General features: G+C 69.9%; 16 protein-coding genes and 1 tRNA gene. 15 read left to right on the plus strand and 2 right to left on the minus strand.

Translation table 11 applies throughout. The features are described 5' to 3' along the window. Window positions 1–21: 21 nt before the first annotated feature. Window positions 22–633 (minus strand): response regulator FixJ, encoded by a 612-nt coding sequence (gene fixJ, locus M8231_RS03485; protein ID WP_250202257.1) that lies wholly within the window; start codon window positions 631–633, stop codon window positions 22–24. Then, complete coding sequence (locus M8231_RS03490) at window positions 630–2111, minus strand: sensor histidine kinase (RefSeq protein WP_250202258.1); 1482 nt, start codon at window positions 2109–2111, stop codon at window positions 630–632. Before M8231_RS03490 ends, fixJ begins: the two co-directional genes overlap by 4 nt. 227 nt (window positions 2112–2338) lie before the next feature. Between M8231_RS03490 and M8231_RS03495 the strand changes: the two genes are divergently transcribed. The 15 genes from M8231_RS03495 to M8231_RS03565 all read left to right on the plus strand — a co-directional run bounded on the left by M8231_RS03495 (window position 2339) and on the right by M8231_RS03565 (window position 13727). Continuing rightward, a complete protein-coding gene (locus M8231_RS03495; RefSeq protein ID WP_249751163.1) occupies window positions 2339–3007 on the plus strand; it encodes a TorF family putative porin in 669 nt (222 codons plus the stop codon). 43 nt (window positions 3008–3050) lie between these two features. Next, window positions 3051–4994 (plus strand): methyl-accepting chemotaxis protein, encoded by a 1944-nt coding sequence (locus tag M8231_RS03500; protein WP_250202583.1) that lies wholly within the window; start codon window positions 3051–3053, stop codon window positions 4992–4994. Next, window positions 4994–5269, plus strand: coding sequence for an STAS domain-containing protein (locus M8231_RS03505; RefSeq protein WP_250202259.1), 276 nt, complete (start codon window positions 4994–4996; stop codon window positions 5267–5269). Before M8231_RS03500 ends, M8231_RS03505 begins: the two co-directional genes overlap by 1 nt. Next, complete coding sequence (locus M8231_RS03510) at window positions 5266–5631, plus strand: response regulator (protein WP_250202260.1); 366 nt, start codon at window positions 5266–5268, stop codon at window positions 5629–5631. The genes M8231_RS03505 and M8231_RS03510 overlap by 4 nt, the downstream gene beginning before the upstream one ends. A 27-nt stretch (window positions 5632–5658) precedes the next feature. Then, window positions 5659–7830 (plus strand): chemotaxis protein CheA, encoded by a 2172-nt coding sequence (locus M8231_RS03515; protein WP_250202261.1) that lies wholly within the window; start codon window positions 5659–5661, stop codon window positions 7828–7830. Between the two features lie 2 nt (window positions 7831–7832). Beyond that, window positions 7833–8288: a chemotaxis protein CheW gene (locus M8231_RS03520; RefSeq protein ID WP_250202262.1), complete on the plus strand. Its 456-nt coding sequence runs from the start codon at window positions 7833–7835 to the stop codon at window positions 8286–8288. Beyond that, window positions 8285–9148 carry a CheR family methyltransferase gene (locus tag M8231_RS03525; RefSeq protein ID WP_250202263.1) on the plus strand — a complete coding sequence of 288 codons (864 nt, stop codon included), beginning with the start codon at window positions 8285–8287 and terminating at the stop codon, window positions 9146–9148. The genes M8231_RS03520 and M8231_RS03525 overlap by 4 nt, the downstream gene beginning before the upstream one ends. Continuing rightward, a complete protein-coding gene (locus M8231_RS03530) occupies window positions 9145–10179 on the plus strand; it encodes a protein-glutamate methylesterase/protein-glutamine glutaminase (RefSeq protein WP_249751161.1) in 1035 nt (344 codons plus the stop codon). The genes M8231_RS03525 and M8231_RS03530 overlap by 4 nt, the downstream gene beginning before the upstream one ends. A gap of 17 nt (window positions 10180–10196) precedes the next feature. Beyond that, window positions 10197–10586, plus strand: a complete 390-nt coding sequence (locus M8231_RS03535; protein ID WP_250202264.1) for a response regulator — start codon at window positions 10197–10199, stop codon at window positions 10584–10586. Next, a complete protein-coding gene (locus M8231_RS03540; RefSeq protein ID WP_250202265.1) occupies window positions 10583–11125 on the plus strand; it encodes a chemotaxis protein CheD in 543 nt (180 codons plus the stop codon). The genes M8231_RS03535 and M8231_RS03540 overlap by 4 nt, the downstream gene beginning before the upstream one ends. Then, window positions 11125–11463 carry a DUF8776 family protein gene (locus M8231_RS03545; protein ID WP_249752008.1) on the plus strand — a complete coding sequence of 113 codons (339 nt, stop codon included), beginning with the start codon at window positions 11125–11127 and terminating at the stop codon, window positions 11461–11463. The genes M8231_RS03540 and M8231_RS03545 overlap by 1 nt, the downstream gene beginning before the upstream one ends. A 1-nt stretch (window position 11464) precedes the next feature. Further along, window positions 11465–12052 (plus strand): response regulator, encoded by a 588-nt coding sequence (locus M8231_RS03550; protein WP_249751159.1) that lies wholly within the window; start codon window positions 11465–11467, stop codon window positions 12050–12052. Window positions 12053–12111: 59 nt separating this feature from the next. After that, window positions 12112–12522 (plus strand): hypothetical protein, encoded by a 411-nt coding sequence (locus M8231_RS03555; protein WP_249751158.1) that lies wholly within the window; start codon window positions 12112–12114, stop codon window positions 12520–12522. A 194-nt stretch (window positions 12523–12716) separates the two neighbouring features. Then, window positions 12717–12793, plus strand: a tRNA-Arg gene (locus tag M8231_RS03560). A gap of 253 nt (window positions 12794–13046) precedes the next feature. Next, on the plus strand, window positions 13047–13727 hold the full coding sequence (locus M8231_RS03565) for a hypothetical protein (protein ID WP_250202266.1): 681 nt from the start codon (window positions 13047–13049) through the stop codon (window positions 13725–13727). The last annotated feature ends 44 nt before the right edge of the window (window positions 13728–13771 follow it).

The raw sequence follows: 13771 nt of genomic DNA on the forward strand, positions 1-13771 counted from the left end.
TGGCGACGATCGCGTCCGGGCTCAAGCGTCGCCGATGCGCAATCCCATGCGGACCAGGGCCGACAGGCTGTCGGCCTGCATCTTCTGCATCACCTTGGCGCGGAAGATTTCGACGGTGCGTGGACTGATGTCCAGGTCCAGCGCGATCTCCTTGTTGGAGCGGCCCCGGATCAGGGCGTCGAACACCTGCCGTTCGCGCGGCGTCAGGGTCGCCAGCCGGGCGGCGGCGGCCTCGCGCGCCTCAATCTCGGGCCTCAGGCTGGCCAATGCGTTGATGCAGCCCCGCACGGAATCGAGGATGCGATTGGGCTCGAAGGGTTTTTCGATGAAGTCCACGACGCCCGCCTTCATCATCTGGACCGCCAGCGGCACGTCGGCGTGGCCCGTCATGACGATCACCGGCCAACGATGGCCGCGCAGGTCTCGCAGCCGCCTGACCAGTTCCACACCGTCGAGATGGGGCATGCGCACGTCCGTCAGCACGCACGCCGTCGTGTCTTCGGGCAGGTGGTCGAGGAAGTCCTGGCCGTCGGCGAAGGCCCGGGCGCGCAGGCCGGCGCCGCGAAGGAAGGTCAGCAGCGCATCACGCGTGGCGGGGTCGTCGTCTATGACGAAGACGGAATGGGGCGTCATGCGGCGGCGGCCTCCAGGGTGCGGGGAAGGCGGAACGAGAAGGCGGCGCCGCCCTGGGCGCTTCGCCCGACGATCAGCTGGCCGCCGTGGCTTTCGACGATGGCGCGGGTGACGGACAGGCCAAGGCCCATGCCGCCCGACTTGGTCGTGGCCATCGGCTGGAAGACATGAGCCCGCTCTGCTTCGGGAATGCCGGGTCCATTGTCCTCGACCGTCAATTCATAGCCTTCCACGCCGAAGGAGCGCCCCGTCACCGCGACGGCGCCGCCCGACTGGCCGCCGACGGCGTCGACCGCGTTGCGCACCAGATTGGTCAACGCCTGCTGAACCTGAACGCGGTCCGCGACGACAAGGTCGTCGGCGTCGATCTCGCAGCGGATCGGCACGTCGGAGTCGCGGCTGATCAGGGAGAAGACGGGGGACAGGTCGTCGATCATCGATTGCACGTGTTCCCGGCTGAAACTGCGGCTGCCGGTGGCGATCAGGTCGCGCATCCGCCGGATGATCTCGCCGGCTCTCAGGATCTGGGTCTTGGCCAGGTCCAGGTTGCGCCCCGCGCTGTCGCCCAGGGGTCCGGAGCGGACCACATCGGCGTGGCCGGCGTGAAGATAGACGGCGGCGGCCGTCAGGGGCTGGTTCAGCTCGTGCGCCAGGGTCGCGGCCATCTGTCCCAGCGAGTTCAGGCGCCAGACCTGCTCGAGTTGCGTCTGCAGGTCGCGCGCTCGTTTGCGCGCCGCCTCGGATTCGCCCTGGTCGGCCAGGGACACCACGATGTGCTCGGGCGCGGCCTGGTCCGGCAGAAGGGCGGCCTGGAGGGTCATGGGAACGACGTCGCCGTTCGCCTTCACCGCCGTCCAGTGGCCATCCGGCGGCGTGCCCAGTCGTCCCCCGCCTTCGAGCGCGGACAGGGTTTCAAGGTCGAAGGCGGCGACCCAGTCCGCGAAGGGTCGGCCCGTGACGGCGTCCGGATCCTCGCCCAACAGGCCCGCCGCCGCCGGGGTGATCCGACGGACGGTTCCCGCGCGGTCCACGGTGACGACCGGCGTGGAGCCCAGGATGGCGTCCAGCAGGGCCTGACGCACGGTCAGGTTCCGCGCCAGATCCTGGGCGCGCGCCAAGGCTTCGATCAGGCGCTGGCACACTTCCGCGATGCCCCACGCCACCACGGCGAACAGCGCGGCGTTGACGGCGGCGTCCACGACGTTCAGGCGATGCACCACGACCAGGTTGAAGCCGGTGCTGAGCAGGATCGCCAGGGCGACGGCCTGCCGATCGGCCAGAAGCGCGGTCGCCATGACCGCCGGGATCATGGGCAGATAGTAGAAGTCCCCGAAGGTTTCCAGAACGGTCCGCAAGGCGACCGCGGCCGCAATGGCCAGGCCGGCGACGCAGATTCGCCGCACCCAGGTCGGGCGTGCGCGCGCGTCGGTTCGTGGCCCCTGGCGCACGTCGCGCGCCATGGCCGCCAACCCGATCATGCCTGATCTTCGCTGGGAGAGAGCATCCCCGAGGCCTCCCCGCCACGAATTTGCCGGAATTCCTATAGCAGCCGCGGCGATACGGGCAAATACGTATTTCAGTCAGGCCTCTGCGCCACGGCGAAGCTAGGGAATGCTACGTAGGCCTTGGTTCACGAACGGTATTAATCCTCGCCTCATTCTTGGAGAGCAGAATGCACTCTCCAAGGTTTGAAATGACTCCCCAATTGCGTCGCCTTCCTCTCGCCCTTGTTTCGATCGCGGCCCTGGCGGGCGGAGCGCACGCTCAATCCGTCGGCGTCGATGTCGGCGTGGCCAGTCAATATGTCGGCAAGGGCCTGGGCAAGAGCGGCGAGGACGTCGCCCCGTTCGCCAAGGTCGAGATCGAGCAGGGCGGTCTCTACGCCAACGTCTTCGTTTCCAGCGCCAGCGGCGCCCAGGGCTTCGATTCCGAGATCGTCTCCATGGCGGGTTGGCGGCCGCGCGCGGCCGGCTTCACCTTCGACCTGGGCGTGATGAACCGTGACCTGCCCGGAACGCGGGCGGGGGTCGATTCGAATTACTGGGAGTACCAGGCCGACGCATCCCGCAAGCTGGGTCCGGTCGCCACGCGCCTGCGCGTCAACTATTCGCCTGACGGCTTCGCCGCCACCAAGGAAGCCTGGTGGGTCGAACTGCAGGGGACGGTTTCGGCCGGCCCGCGCACCAAGGCCTCGGCGGCGATCGCCGACCGGTCCGCCGACGGCGGGGCCGACTATCGCGCCTGGAACGCCGGCGTGAAGCACAAGCTGACCGACGCCCTGGCGCTGGACCTGCGCTGGTACGACACCGACAGCCTCGACCTGGGCGACAACTACGACGGCCGCCTGGTGGCCGCCGCGACCTATTCTTTCTGACCGCGCTGTAAACGGGGGAACCGAGTTGAAGTGGATTGATGATCTGACCGTGGGGCGCAAGCTCTTCGTGGCCTTCGCCACGGTCTTGGCGGCGATCGCCGTCATGGGCGTCGTCGTGGGGGTGAACCTCATGGCGCTGACCCGCGCCGGCGAGGATCGCAGCCTGGAAAACAAGATCAACCAGGCGACGGCCGCGGCCGAATTCTACATGGCGCGTCAGGAGAACAGCTTCCGCGGCTACCTGGTCACGGGCGACGGCTACTATCTGGAGCGCATCGAGGCGCACCGCGCCAACTTCAGGGCCAAGCTGGAAGAACTGGCGGGCGAGTTGCCGGCCGGTCGCGAGGGCCCCGCCTCCAAGGCGGAGGAGGCCGCCGACGTCTGGCACCAGAACGTCGTGGGGCAGGCCAAGGCCCTGATCGCGGCGGGGCGGGGCGCCGAGGCCCTGGCGCTGGCGCGCCGCGACGGCGTCTCAGACAGCTTTGTCGCTCCGGTCGAGGCCGAGCTCGACAAGCTGAAGGCCGACAGCATGACCCACCTGGAAGCCGCGCGCGCGGCGCAGGATGCAGCGAGCAAGGCGGCCGTCGTGGCGATGATCGTCGGCCTGATCGCCACCTTGGCCATCGCCCTGGCCGCCGGGTGGGTGGCGACGCGCGCCATCGTGCAGCCGATCGGCGTCATGATCGGCTACATGAAGAAGCTGATGGGCGGCGACACCGCCATCACTGTCGCCAGCGCGAACCGCAAGGACGAGTTCGGCCAGATGGGCAAGGCCATCGTGGCCTTCCGCGACGCCGCGGTCGACAAGGTGCGCGTCGAGGCCGAGGCGGTGGCCCAGCGTTCGCTGTCGGAACAGGAGCGTACGGCCAACGAGGCGGAGAAGGCCCGCGCGGCCGAAGAGGACCGGATCGCCATCACCGCCCTGGCGGAAGGGCTGTCGGCCATGGCCAACGGGGACCTGACGCACCGCTTCACCGCCGACGTGGCCCCGCGCGCCGAACAGCTGAAGACAGACTTCAACTCGGCGATCGCCCAGCTTCAGCAGGCGGTGTCGGTGGTGGTGTCCAATGTCTCGGCGATCCGTTCGGGCGCCGGCGAGATCTCGCAGGCCGCCGACGACCTGTCGCGCCGCACCGAGCAGCAGGCGGCCAGCCTCGAGGAGACCGCCGCCGCCCTGGACCAGATCACCGCCACGGTGAACAAGACCGCCTCGGGCGCCCGCCAGGCCTCGGACGTGGTCCAGGCTGCACGCGGCGACGCCGAGACCTCGGGCGTGATCGTGCGCGACGCGGTCCAGGCCATGACCCAGATCGAACAGTCCTCGGCCCAGATCAACCAGATCATCGGCGTGATCGACGAGATCGCCTTCCAGACCAACCTGCTGGCCCTGAACGCGGGGGTCGAGGCCGCCCGCGCGGGCGAGGCCGGCCGCGGCTTCGCGGTCGTCGCGTCCGAGGTGCGGGCCCTGGCCCAGCGCTCGGCGGAAGCGGCCAAGGAGATCAAGACCCTGATCTCGGCCTCCACCGGCCAGGTCGGTTCGGGCGTGCGCCTGGTCGGCCAGACCGGCGAGGCGCTGCAGCGGATCGTCGACCGGGTCGCCGAGATCGACGGCCTGGTCTCCGAGATCGCCGCCTCGGCCCAGGAGCAGGCCGTGGGCCTGGCCCAGGTCAATACGGCGGTGAACCAGATGGACCAGGTGACCCAGCAGAACGCCGCCATGGTCGAGCAGTCGACCGCCGCCAGCCATTCGCTGGCCCAGGAGGCCGAGGCGCTGCAGGCGTCGGTGGCCCAGTTCCGCGTCGGCGAAACGGCGCGGGCCCCGGCCGCGCGCGCCGTCCCCGCCCGACCGGCGCCCGCCGCTCCGGTCCGCCCGGCCGAGCCCGCCCGCTCGGGCCGCATGATCCAGGCCCTCAAGACCCTGGGACGCGGCGGCGCCGCCCCCAAAACCGAGACCGCCCTGGTCGAAGACGGATGGGAGGAGTTCTGATGACCGCGTCGCTCACGCTTGCGCCGGTTCTGGACCTGAACGCGGCCGAACCGCTGAAGGCTGAACTGATGGCGCGTCGCGGCGCCGACCTGACGATCGACGGCGCGTCCGTCGATCGCCTGGGCGGCCTGTGCCTGCAGGTCCTTCTGTCGGCGCGCCGCACCTGGCAGGCGGATGGCGTCAACCTGAGGTTAGGGTCTGTGTCGCAATCTTTCGCCGACCAATGGGCCGCCTTCGGCGCGCCCGCGTTCAACACCGAGGGGGGGCTGGCGTGAGCAAGACCGTTCTGACCGTCGACGATTCCCGCACCATGCGCGACATGCTGCTGCTGGCGCTGCAGGATGCGGGCTACACCGTGATCCAGGCCGTGGACGGCGTGGACGGGCTGGAGACCCTGGCGGCCAAGGGCGCCGACGTGGTCATCACCGACATCAACATGCCGCGCATGGACGGCTTCGGCTTCATCGAGGGCCTGCGCGCCGATCCGAACCATCGGACGACGCCCGTGCTGGTGCTCACCACCGAAAGCGACGCCGACAAGAAGGCGCGCGCGCGCGCCGCCGGCGCCACCGGCTGGATCGTCAAGCCGTTCGACCCGGTCAAGCTGGTCGACGCCGTGCGCCGCGTGGCGGCTTAACCCTACAGATCGGTCGGACCGCGCCTCATGGACGCTTTCGAAGCCATCAAGGCCACCTTCTTCCAGGAATGCGACGAACTGCTCGCGGACCTGGAGCAGAAGCTGATGCTGCTGGAGCAGGGCCAGACCGATCTGGAAACGATCAACGCCGTGTTCCGGGCCGTGCATTCGGTCAAGGGCGGGGCCGGGGCGTTCGGCCTGGACGACCTGGTGCGGTTCGCCCACGTCTTCGAGACGCTGATGGACGAACTGCGCGCCGGGCGCAAACCGTGCGACCCGGTCACGATCAAGACGCTGCTGCGCGCCTCCGACGTGCTGGCCGACCATGTGCAGGCCGCGCAGGGACTGGCCGCGCCGGTGGACCAGGCCCGTTCCGCCGCCTTGGTGGCCGAACTGGAGATGCTGACGCACGGCGGCGCGGCGCCGATCCCGGCGATGGAGGACGAAGACGACGACTTCGGCTTCACCCCGATGGCGTTCGACATGCCCCTGGACGCGCCGCCGACGATCGAGGCGGCGACCGGCTGGCGCATCGTCTTCAAGCCGCACGGGCGGATGTACGCCAGCGCCAATGAAACCGGGCTGCTGCTGCGCGAACTGGGACGCCTGGGGCCGACCGTGGTGTCGCTGGACGAGGGCGACCTGCCGGCGCTGGACGCCCTGGCCGTCGAGGAAGGCCGGCTGACCTGGACGGTCGAGCTGAGGGCTGCGGTGGACGAGGCGGCGGTGCGCGACGTGTTCGACTTCGTCGAGGCCGACTGCGAACTGAGCATCACACCCATGGGCGAGGGCGAGACCGGCCCGGAGCTGGCTTTCCTGGACGAGGCGCCGGTCGTCCCGCCCGCCAGCGACGACCTGGACATCGCCGCCCTGCTGGCCAAGGCCCAGGCCCCGGCCCCCGTCGACGCGGCGCCGCCACCTGCGCCCGCTCCGGAGGCGGCCGCCGTTCCCGCAACGCCTGCGCCGGCCGCCGCCGCCGCCGCGCCTTCAGCCGCCGTCGCGCCGGTGACCATCCGGGTCGATCTGGACCGGGTGGACCGCCTGATCAACGCCGTCGGCGAACTGGTCATCCAGCAGGCCATGCTGTCCCAGCGCGTACTGGAAAGCGGCCTGGCGCGCTCGTCCGGCGTGGCGCTGGGTCTCGAAGATCTGGAACTGTTGACGCGCGAGATCCAGGACAGCGTCATGGCCATCCGCGCCCAGCCGGTGAAGTCGGTGTTCCAGCGGATGCCGCGCCTGGTGCGCGAGGTCGCCGACATGGTCTCAAAACAGGTCCGTCTGGTCACGACGGGCGAGGACACCGAGGTCGACAAGACCGTGGTCGAACGCCTGGCCGAACCGATCACCCACATGCTGCGCAACGCCATCGACCACGGGCTGGAGACGCCCGAGGAGCGCGTGGCCGCCGGCAAGCCGGCCGAGGGCACGGTGCGCCTTGCGGCCCTGCATCGCTCGGGCCGGATCGTCATCGAGATCGCCGACGACGGCCGGGGCATCAACCGCGAGCGCGTGCGCAAGATCGCCGTGGACAAGGGCCTGATCGCCGCCGACGCCCTGCTGAGCGACGAGCAGGTCGACAACCTGATCTTCCTGCCCGGCTTTTCGACTGCCGCGGTCGTGTCCGACATCTCCGGCCGCGGGGTCGGCATGGATGTCGTCAAGCGCTCGATCCAGGCGCTGGGCGGCCGCATCTCGATCAGTTCGGTCCCGGGCCGGGGCTCGACCTTCACGCTCAGCCTGCCGCTGACGCTGGCGGTGCTGGACGGCATGGTGACGACCGCCGCCGACCAGACGCTGATCGCGCCGCTGCCGGCCATCGTCGAGAGCCTGACGCCCCAGCCGACGGACATCCACTACGTCGGCGGCCTGGACCCCGTGATCCGGTTCCGCGAGGCCTTCGTGCCGCTGGTCGACGTGGCGGTGGCGATGGGCTTCAACGAGACGCCGATGGACCCGACCCAGGGGATCGCCGTCATCGTCGAGACCGAGTCCGGCCAGCGCGCCGCCCTGCTGCTGGACGCCATTCAGGGTCGGCGCCAGGTCGTCATCAAGAGCCTGGAATCCAACTACCAGCAGGTGGAGGGCGTCGCCGCCGCCACCATCCTGGGCGACGGCCGGGTCGCCCTGATCCTGGATGTCGACGCCCTGGTCGCCATCCGCCGCACCGGCGCCCGTTCCGAACTGAAGCTCGCGAGCTGATCATGACCGAAGCCAACGACACCCAACGCGAACTGATCGCCTTCCGCATCGGCGCCCAGGAGTTCTGCGTCGACATCATGTCGGTGCGGGAGATCCGGGGCTGGACCCCGGCGACGCCCCTGCCGCGTTCGCCCGGCTACATGAAGGGCGTGATCAACCTGCGCGGCACGGTGCTGCCGATCATCGACCTGGGCGCGCGGTTCGGCCTGCCCACGACCGAACCGACCGCGCGTCACGTCATCATGGTGGCCCACATCGGCGGTCGCACCGTCGGTCTGCTGGTCGACGCCGTCTCCGACATCCTGCAGATGAACGACGCCGCCGTTCAACCCACGCCCGACGTGGCCAGCGAGCACGTCAAGTCCTTCGTCAAGGGCATCTTCTCGATCGACGGCCGCATGATCAGCCTGATCGAACTGGACCACGTCCTGCCGGAACGAGAGGCCGAGGCCGCATGACGCCCGCCGCCGGGCGGGGATCCCTGGTCGAGGGCGAGTTCGTCTTCACCGCCGAGGATTTCCGCCAGATCGCCCAGATGCTGCACGCCCACGCGGGCATCGCCCTGAACGAGGGCAAGGCCGCGCTGGTCTATTCCCGCCTGGCCAAGCGGCTGCGGACGCTGGGGCTGCGCAGCTTCCGCGAATACTGCGCCCTGGTGGAGGGCGTCGAGGGGCTGGACGAGCGCCAGGCGATGACGGCCGCCCTGACCACCAACGTCACCCGCTTCTATCGCGAGCCGCACCACTTCGACGACCTGCGCGAACGCGTCATGCCGGCGCTGGCCGAGCGTGCGCGGGCGGGGGGGCGGGTGCGCCTGTGGTCGGCGGCCTGCTCCAACGGCCAGGAGCCCTATTCGATGGCGCTGACGGTCCTGTCGGTCCTGCCCGAGGCGGCGGACCTGGACGTACGCATCCTGGCGACCGACATCGACCCCAACATGGTCGCCCAGGGCCACGCCGGGGTCTATTCCGAAGAGGCGCTGGAGCCCGCGCCGGCCACCCTGTGGCGCAGGTATTTCGACCGGGCGGACCGCGGCCAGTGGGTCGCGGGCGCGCAGCTGAAGCGGCTGACGGCGTTTCGCGAGCTGAACCTGATCGGCGACTGGCCGATGCGCGGCCGTTTCGACGTCATCTTCTGCCGCAACGTGGTGATCTATTTCGACGACGCGACCCAGGAGCGGGTGTGGAGCCGCTTCACCCCGATCATGACGCCGGGCGCCACCCTCTACATCGGCCATTCCGAGCGGGTCAGCGGCCCCGCCGCGGCGCAACTGCACACCGCGGGTCTGACGACCTATCGCCTGGGAGGTCGCCCATGACGGTCAAGGTCCTGGTCGTCGACGACAGCCTGACGATGCGCAACCTGATCGCAGCGGCCCTGCGTTCGGACCCGGAGATCGAGGTGGTGGGCTCCGCCGCCGATCCGATCGAGGCGCGGGCCGCGATCAAGGCGCTGAACCCCGACGTCCTGACGCTGGATGTCGAGATGCCCAACATGAACGGGCTGGAGTTCCTGGAAAAGATCATGCGGCTGCGGCCCATGCCGGTGGTCATGGTCTCCACCCTGACGGCGGCGGGCACCGACGTGACCCTGGCGGCGCTGGAGATCGGCGCGGTCGACGCCGTGGCCAAGCCGGCCTCGGCCACGCCCGAGGCCTTCCGCGATCTGATCGGCAAGGTGAAGACCGCAGCCCGTTCGCGCGTGCGGGCGAGGGGAGACGCCCCCGCCGCCGAGGCCGCCCCCAGCGCCTATCGCGCCGACCCGCGCCACGTGCTGGCCATCGGGTCGTCGACGGGCGGGGTCGAGGCGCTGCTGACCATTCTGGGCGGCTTTCCCGCCGACTGCCCGGCCACGGTCGTCACCCAGCACATGCCGGCGACCTTCACCGCCAGCTTCGCCGCACGCCTGGACCGCGTCTGCGCGCCCGTCGTCGCCGAGGCGCGGGAGGGCGCGCCGTTGCAGCCCGGCCATGTCTATGTCGCCCCCGGCGGGGTCGCCCACCTGGAGGTCGCGCCCGGCCTGACGCCGTCCTGCCGCCTGACCGCCGGCGAGCCCGTCAACGGCCACCGCCCCTCGGTCGACGTGATGTTCCAGTCGGTCGCCCGCCTGGGCCGGCCCATGACCGGGGTGATCCTGACCGGCATGGGCAAGGACGGCGCGCGCGGCCTGCTGGCCATGCGCGAGGCCGGGGCCCGCACCCTGGGACAGGACGAGGCCACCAGCGTGGTCTATGGCATGCCCAAGGCCGCCTTCGAACTGGGCGGCGTCGAGCGGCAACTTCCGCTGCACCGCCTGTCCTCCGCCATTCTTGAGCTGTGCGCCGATCCGGCCGCACGGTCCGTCGCCTGATTTCGGGAGCGTAGTCCATGCCGGCCGCCGCCTCACTTCACTGCCTGGTCGTCGACGATCAGATGACCATGCGCTCCTTGGTGCGGACCAGTCTGCAGCAACTGGGCGTGCGCGAGATCCGCGAGGCGGCCGATGGCGAGATCGCCCTGCGCGAACTGATCGCCAAGCCCGCGCACCTGGTCATCTCGGACTACAACATGCCCAATCTGGACGGGCTGGGCCTGCTGCGCGCGGTGCGGGCGCACCCGCCGACGTCCAAGACCGCCTTCATCATGCTGACCGGCCGCGCCGACCGCGAACTGGTGCAGCGCGCCGTGCAGTTCGGCGTTAACAACTACCTGGTCAAGCCCTTCACCGTGGCCCAGCTGAAAGGCAAGCTGGAAGCCGTGTTCGGCGCCCTGACATGAGTTTCGCCGCCCTGAGAGAGAGCGTGGAAAAGCGCGTTCACGTCGGTCAGGGCGAGCACCACGTCACGTCCGATCCCAATGTCGTGCTCAGCACCATCCTGGGCTCGTGCGTCGCCATGTGCCTGCGCGACCCGTACGCGGGGGTCGGGGGGATGAACCACTTCCTGCTGCCGGAAGGGGCTGGGGCGGGAACCGACGCGGGCCGGCGCTACGGCGCCTATGCGATGGAGCTTTTGATCAACGACGTCCTGAAGGCCGGCGGCCGACGCGACCGGCTCCAGGCCAAGCTGTTCGGCGGCGGCCGCATGTTCGACAGCCTGCGCGACGTGGGCCGCACCAACGCCGACTTCGCCGAACGCTTCCTGCGTGACGAGGGCATTCCGGTCGTGGGCGGCAGCCTGCGCGGCGACGGCGGGCGGCGCCTCCACTACTGGCCCGTCAGCGGCCGCGCCCTTCAGCGCGCCGTGACCGACACCGTGGCGCCGCGGCCGGCGCCCGTCGCGCCTCCGGTCGAGACCGGGGCGCTGGAGCTGTTCTGATGAGCGCGCCGCCCGACCATCACGCGCTGCTGGGCGATCTGGCCGAGGAAATGGCGCGCGCGCGCCAGGAGGTCCAGCGTGTCGAGGCGTTGGTCGCGCGACTGGCGTGCCACGCGCCCGCGGCCGAACGCGCCCGGACGGTCGTGGAAGCGCAGGGCCTCGATGCGCTTTCCCAGACCCTGGACGCGCTGGCCACGGTGCTGGCCCGGCTGGGCCAGGGGGTCCCGCCGAAGGACGCGATCATGAACCTGCCCTTGGCCGACCTGGCCGCGCGATTGGGCGAGGGGACCGCCGAACCCCGCCCGACCCGCGCAACGGGAGAATTGCAGCTTTTCTGACATGAGCACGGACAAGATCAATCTGGCCCAGACCAGCGTGATGTTGGTCGATGACCAGCCCGCGTCGCTGGAACTGCTCGCGTCGGTGGTCCAGGGCTTCGGCGTCAAGGAGCAGGTGAAGTGCACCTCGGCCCGGGCGGCCGTGGAGGCCCTGCAGCGTCGGCAGGTCGACCTCATCCTCGTCGATTGCATCATGCCGGAGATGGACGGGTACGACTTCGTGCGCTGGCTCCGGCGCGAGGCGCCCAATGCGGTGCGATACACCCCCGCCATCCTGATCCTGGGCCACGCCGCCAAGTCGCGGGTGGAAGGCGGCCGCGACGCCGGCGCCAGCTTCATCCTGGCCAAGCCCCTGACGCCCGGCGTCCTGTTGAAGCGAATCCAGTGGCTGGGGACCGAGGAGCGCGCCTTCGTCGACTCCGACGTCTATATCGGCCCGGATCGCCGGGTGCGCTGCTATGGCCCGCCGCCCGGCCAGGACGGTCGGCGCGACGGCGACCTGACGGGCGACCTGGGGGAACCCGTCGGCGGCAACATGGATCAATCGGAGATCGACATGATGATGAAACCCGCGCGGGTCAGCCTGTGACCCCGGCCACGCCGCGGCCGACGCGCATCCGGAAGGTCGCGACGTCGCTCCAGTACAAGATGTCACGTCCCGGCGGGTCGACCGCCGCGGAGTTGCTGTCGCGCGCCCAGGCCAACCTTGATGGGCAAAGGGAGCACGCGCTGGGCCTTCTGGCGGGCGACGTGGATCGGCTGGCGGCGCTGTGCGCGGCGCGTTCGCCCGGCGCCGAAGCCGAGGTCTACGCCCTGTCGTCCGCGCTGGTGGACATCGCGGGCCTGCTGTCCATCGACCCGTTCTACGAGGCCGCCTACAGCCTGTGCGAGACGGCCAGTCATATGGAGGCCGCCGGAACCTGGCGCTGGCCCGCGGTCGAGGTCCACGTCCGCGCCCTGTCTCTCATTCTGCTGGCCCCCGCCGAGCGTTCGCCGGCGGCCGTGCAGCTTCTGGACGGTTTGAAGGCGGTGCGCGAACACGCTGGGCGCGCCGGTTAACGACGGTTCACATCCGGCGGAACAGGGGCGAAACGAATCAGGACCGAATCAGCGACACGCCGTGATTCGATCTTTGTTCACCGCCACATCTTGTGTGCCGAAGCCGCGCGGGCACAAGCGATTTAGCGAAAGCGCCGGGCCCGTCCGCCGCGGCCCTTTACCCGGCGCCCCCCGGACGCTAGGTGCGTGCCCGTGGCCCCGTAGCTCAGCTGCATAGAGCAAGGCTTTCCTAAAGCCGAGGTCGGAGGTTGGAGTCCTCCCGGGGTCGCCATCGCGCCGGTCAAACCGCCCCCGCAGGATGACACCAGCGGCGCTGTGGGGCGCTGCATCGCGCCGCCGCTTCGACGTGGGATCGATCCTCTCACGCAACCGTCAGCCCGACGACGCAACTTCAAGCGATCAGGAGCGTATGATGGAAGCCGGCGCCCCTTGGCCGGATATCGCACAAGTCCCGGCTTTCGCGCCGTTCGCACGGACCTTATCCTTCAACGTCCCTTGGGACTTCATGGTCAGGAACTCTGGTTATGCGTCGTTTCCATATGATCATTTCGGCGCTTTCGGCGGGCGTCCTTCTGGCGCCGGTCGACATGGCGTCGGCCCAGACGACGCCGTCTGATGTTCGTGACCTGATCGGGGTCCGCGGCTCGAGCGGCGAGGCGCAATTGCAGCAGCGGGGGTACGAGAACACCGGTGGTCAGGTGGGAAGCGACCGGGTCTGGACCTACTGGTGGAACGCGCGCCGCGGCGTATGCCTGACGGTCGCGACGGTCGACGGGCGTTATCAATCGATCGTGTCCGGCCCGTCGGCCGACTGCCGCCGTGACGGCGACCGCCCGACGACGCTGCCCGGACCGGTGGGCGGGCCTGTCGCCAGCGGGCCGACCGAGACCATCCAGTTCGCGCGCGGAACGTCGTCGGCGACGCGGCGGGGCGCGATCACCGGCTATGAGACGCGGACCTATCTGCTGACGCTTCGTGCAGGGCAGACCTTGAACGTGACCATGCAGACGTCGAACCGTTCGAACTATTTCAACATCACCGCGCCCGGCGCGCAGCAGGCCCTGTTCAACGGCTCGAGCAGCGGGGCTCGGTATTCCGGTCGCACCCGCGCCAGCGGCGTCTATCGGATCGAAGTCTATCTGATGCGCAACGCCGCGCGTCGCGGCGAGACGGCGCGCTACACCCTGAACGTCGGCGCGCGTTGACCGTCTGAGGCCTCTACGCCCGTCGGGCCGGGCCGGCGGTTGAG

Origin of the sequence: Brevundimonas albigilva, from assembly GCF_023573565.1 — a bacterium.
Lineage (GTDB): Bacteria > Pseudomonadota > Alphaproteobacteria > Caulobacterales > Caulobacteraceae > Brevundimonas > Brevundimonas albigilva.

What these genes read in the sequence shown, in the direction of transcription:
- M8231_RS03530 (WP_249751161.1), top strand. Translation starts at nt 9,145, where the DNA reads ATGACGGTCAAGGTCCTGGTCGTCGACGACAGCCTGACGATGCGCAAC.
- M8231_RS03520 (WP_250202262.1), top strand. Translation starts at nt 7,833, where the DNA reads ATGACCGAAGCCAACGACACCCAACGCGAACTGATCGCCTTCCGCATC.
- fixJ (WP_250202257.1), bottom strand. Translation starts at nt 633, where the DNA reads ATGACGCCCCATTCCGTCTTCGTCATAGACGACGACCCCGCCACGCGT.
- M8231_RS03535 (WP_250202264.1), top strand. Translation starts at nt 10,197, where the DNA reads ATGCCGGCCGCCGCCTCACTTCACTGCCTGGTCGTCGACGATCAGATG.
- M8231_RS03545 (WP_249752008.1), top strand. Translation starts at nt 11,125, where the DNA reads ATGAGCGCGCCGCCCGACCATCACGCGCTGCTGGGCGATCTGGCCGAG.
- M8231_RS03565 (WP_250202266.1), top strand. Translation starts at nt 13,047, where the DNA reads ATGCGTCGTTTCCATATGATCATTTCGGCGCTTTCGGCGGGCGTCCTT.
- M8231_RS03550 (WP_249751159.1), top strand. Translation starts at nt 11,465, where the DNA reads ATGAGCACGGACAAGATCAATCTGGCCCAGACCAGCGTGATGTTGGTC.
- M8231_RS03555 (WP_249751158.1), top strand. Translation starts at nt 12,112, where the DNA reads ATGTCACGTCCCGGCGGGTCGACCGCCGCGGAGTTGCTGTCGCGCGCC.
- M8231_RS03515 (WP_250202261.1), top strand. Translation starts at nt 5,659, where the DNA reads ATGGACGCTTTCGAAGCCATCAAGGCCACCTTCTTCCAGGAATGCGAC.
- M8231_RS03525 (WP_250202263.1), top strand. Translation starts at nt 8,285, where the DNA reads ATGACGCCCGCCGCCGGGCGGGGATCCCTGGTCGAGGGCGAGTTCGTC.
- M8231_RS03540 (WP_250202265.1), top strand. Translation starts at nt 10,583, where the DNA reads ATGAGTTTCGCCGCCCTGAGAGAGAGCGTGGAAAAGCGCGTTCACGTC.
- M8231_RS03490 (WP_250202258.1), bottom strand. Translation starts at nt 2,111, where the DNA reads ATGATCGGGTTGGCGGCCATGGCGCGCGACGTGCGCCAGGGGCCACGA.
- M8231_RS03505 (WP_250202259.1), top strand. Translation starts at nt 4,994, where the DNA reads ATGACCGCGTCGCTCACGCTTGCGCCGGTTCTGGACCTGAACGCGGCC.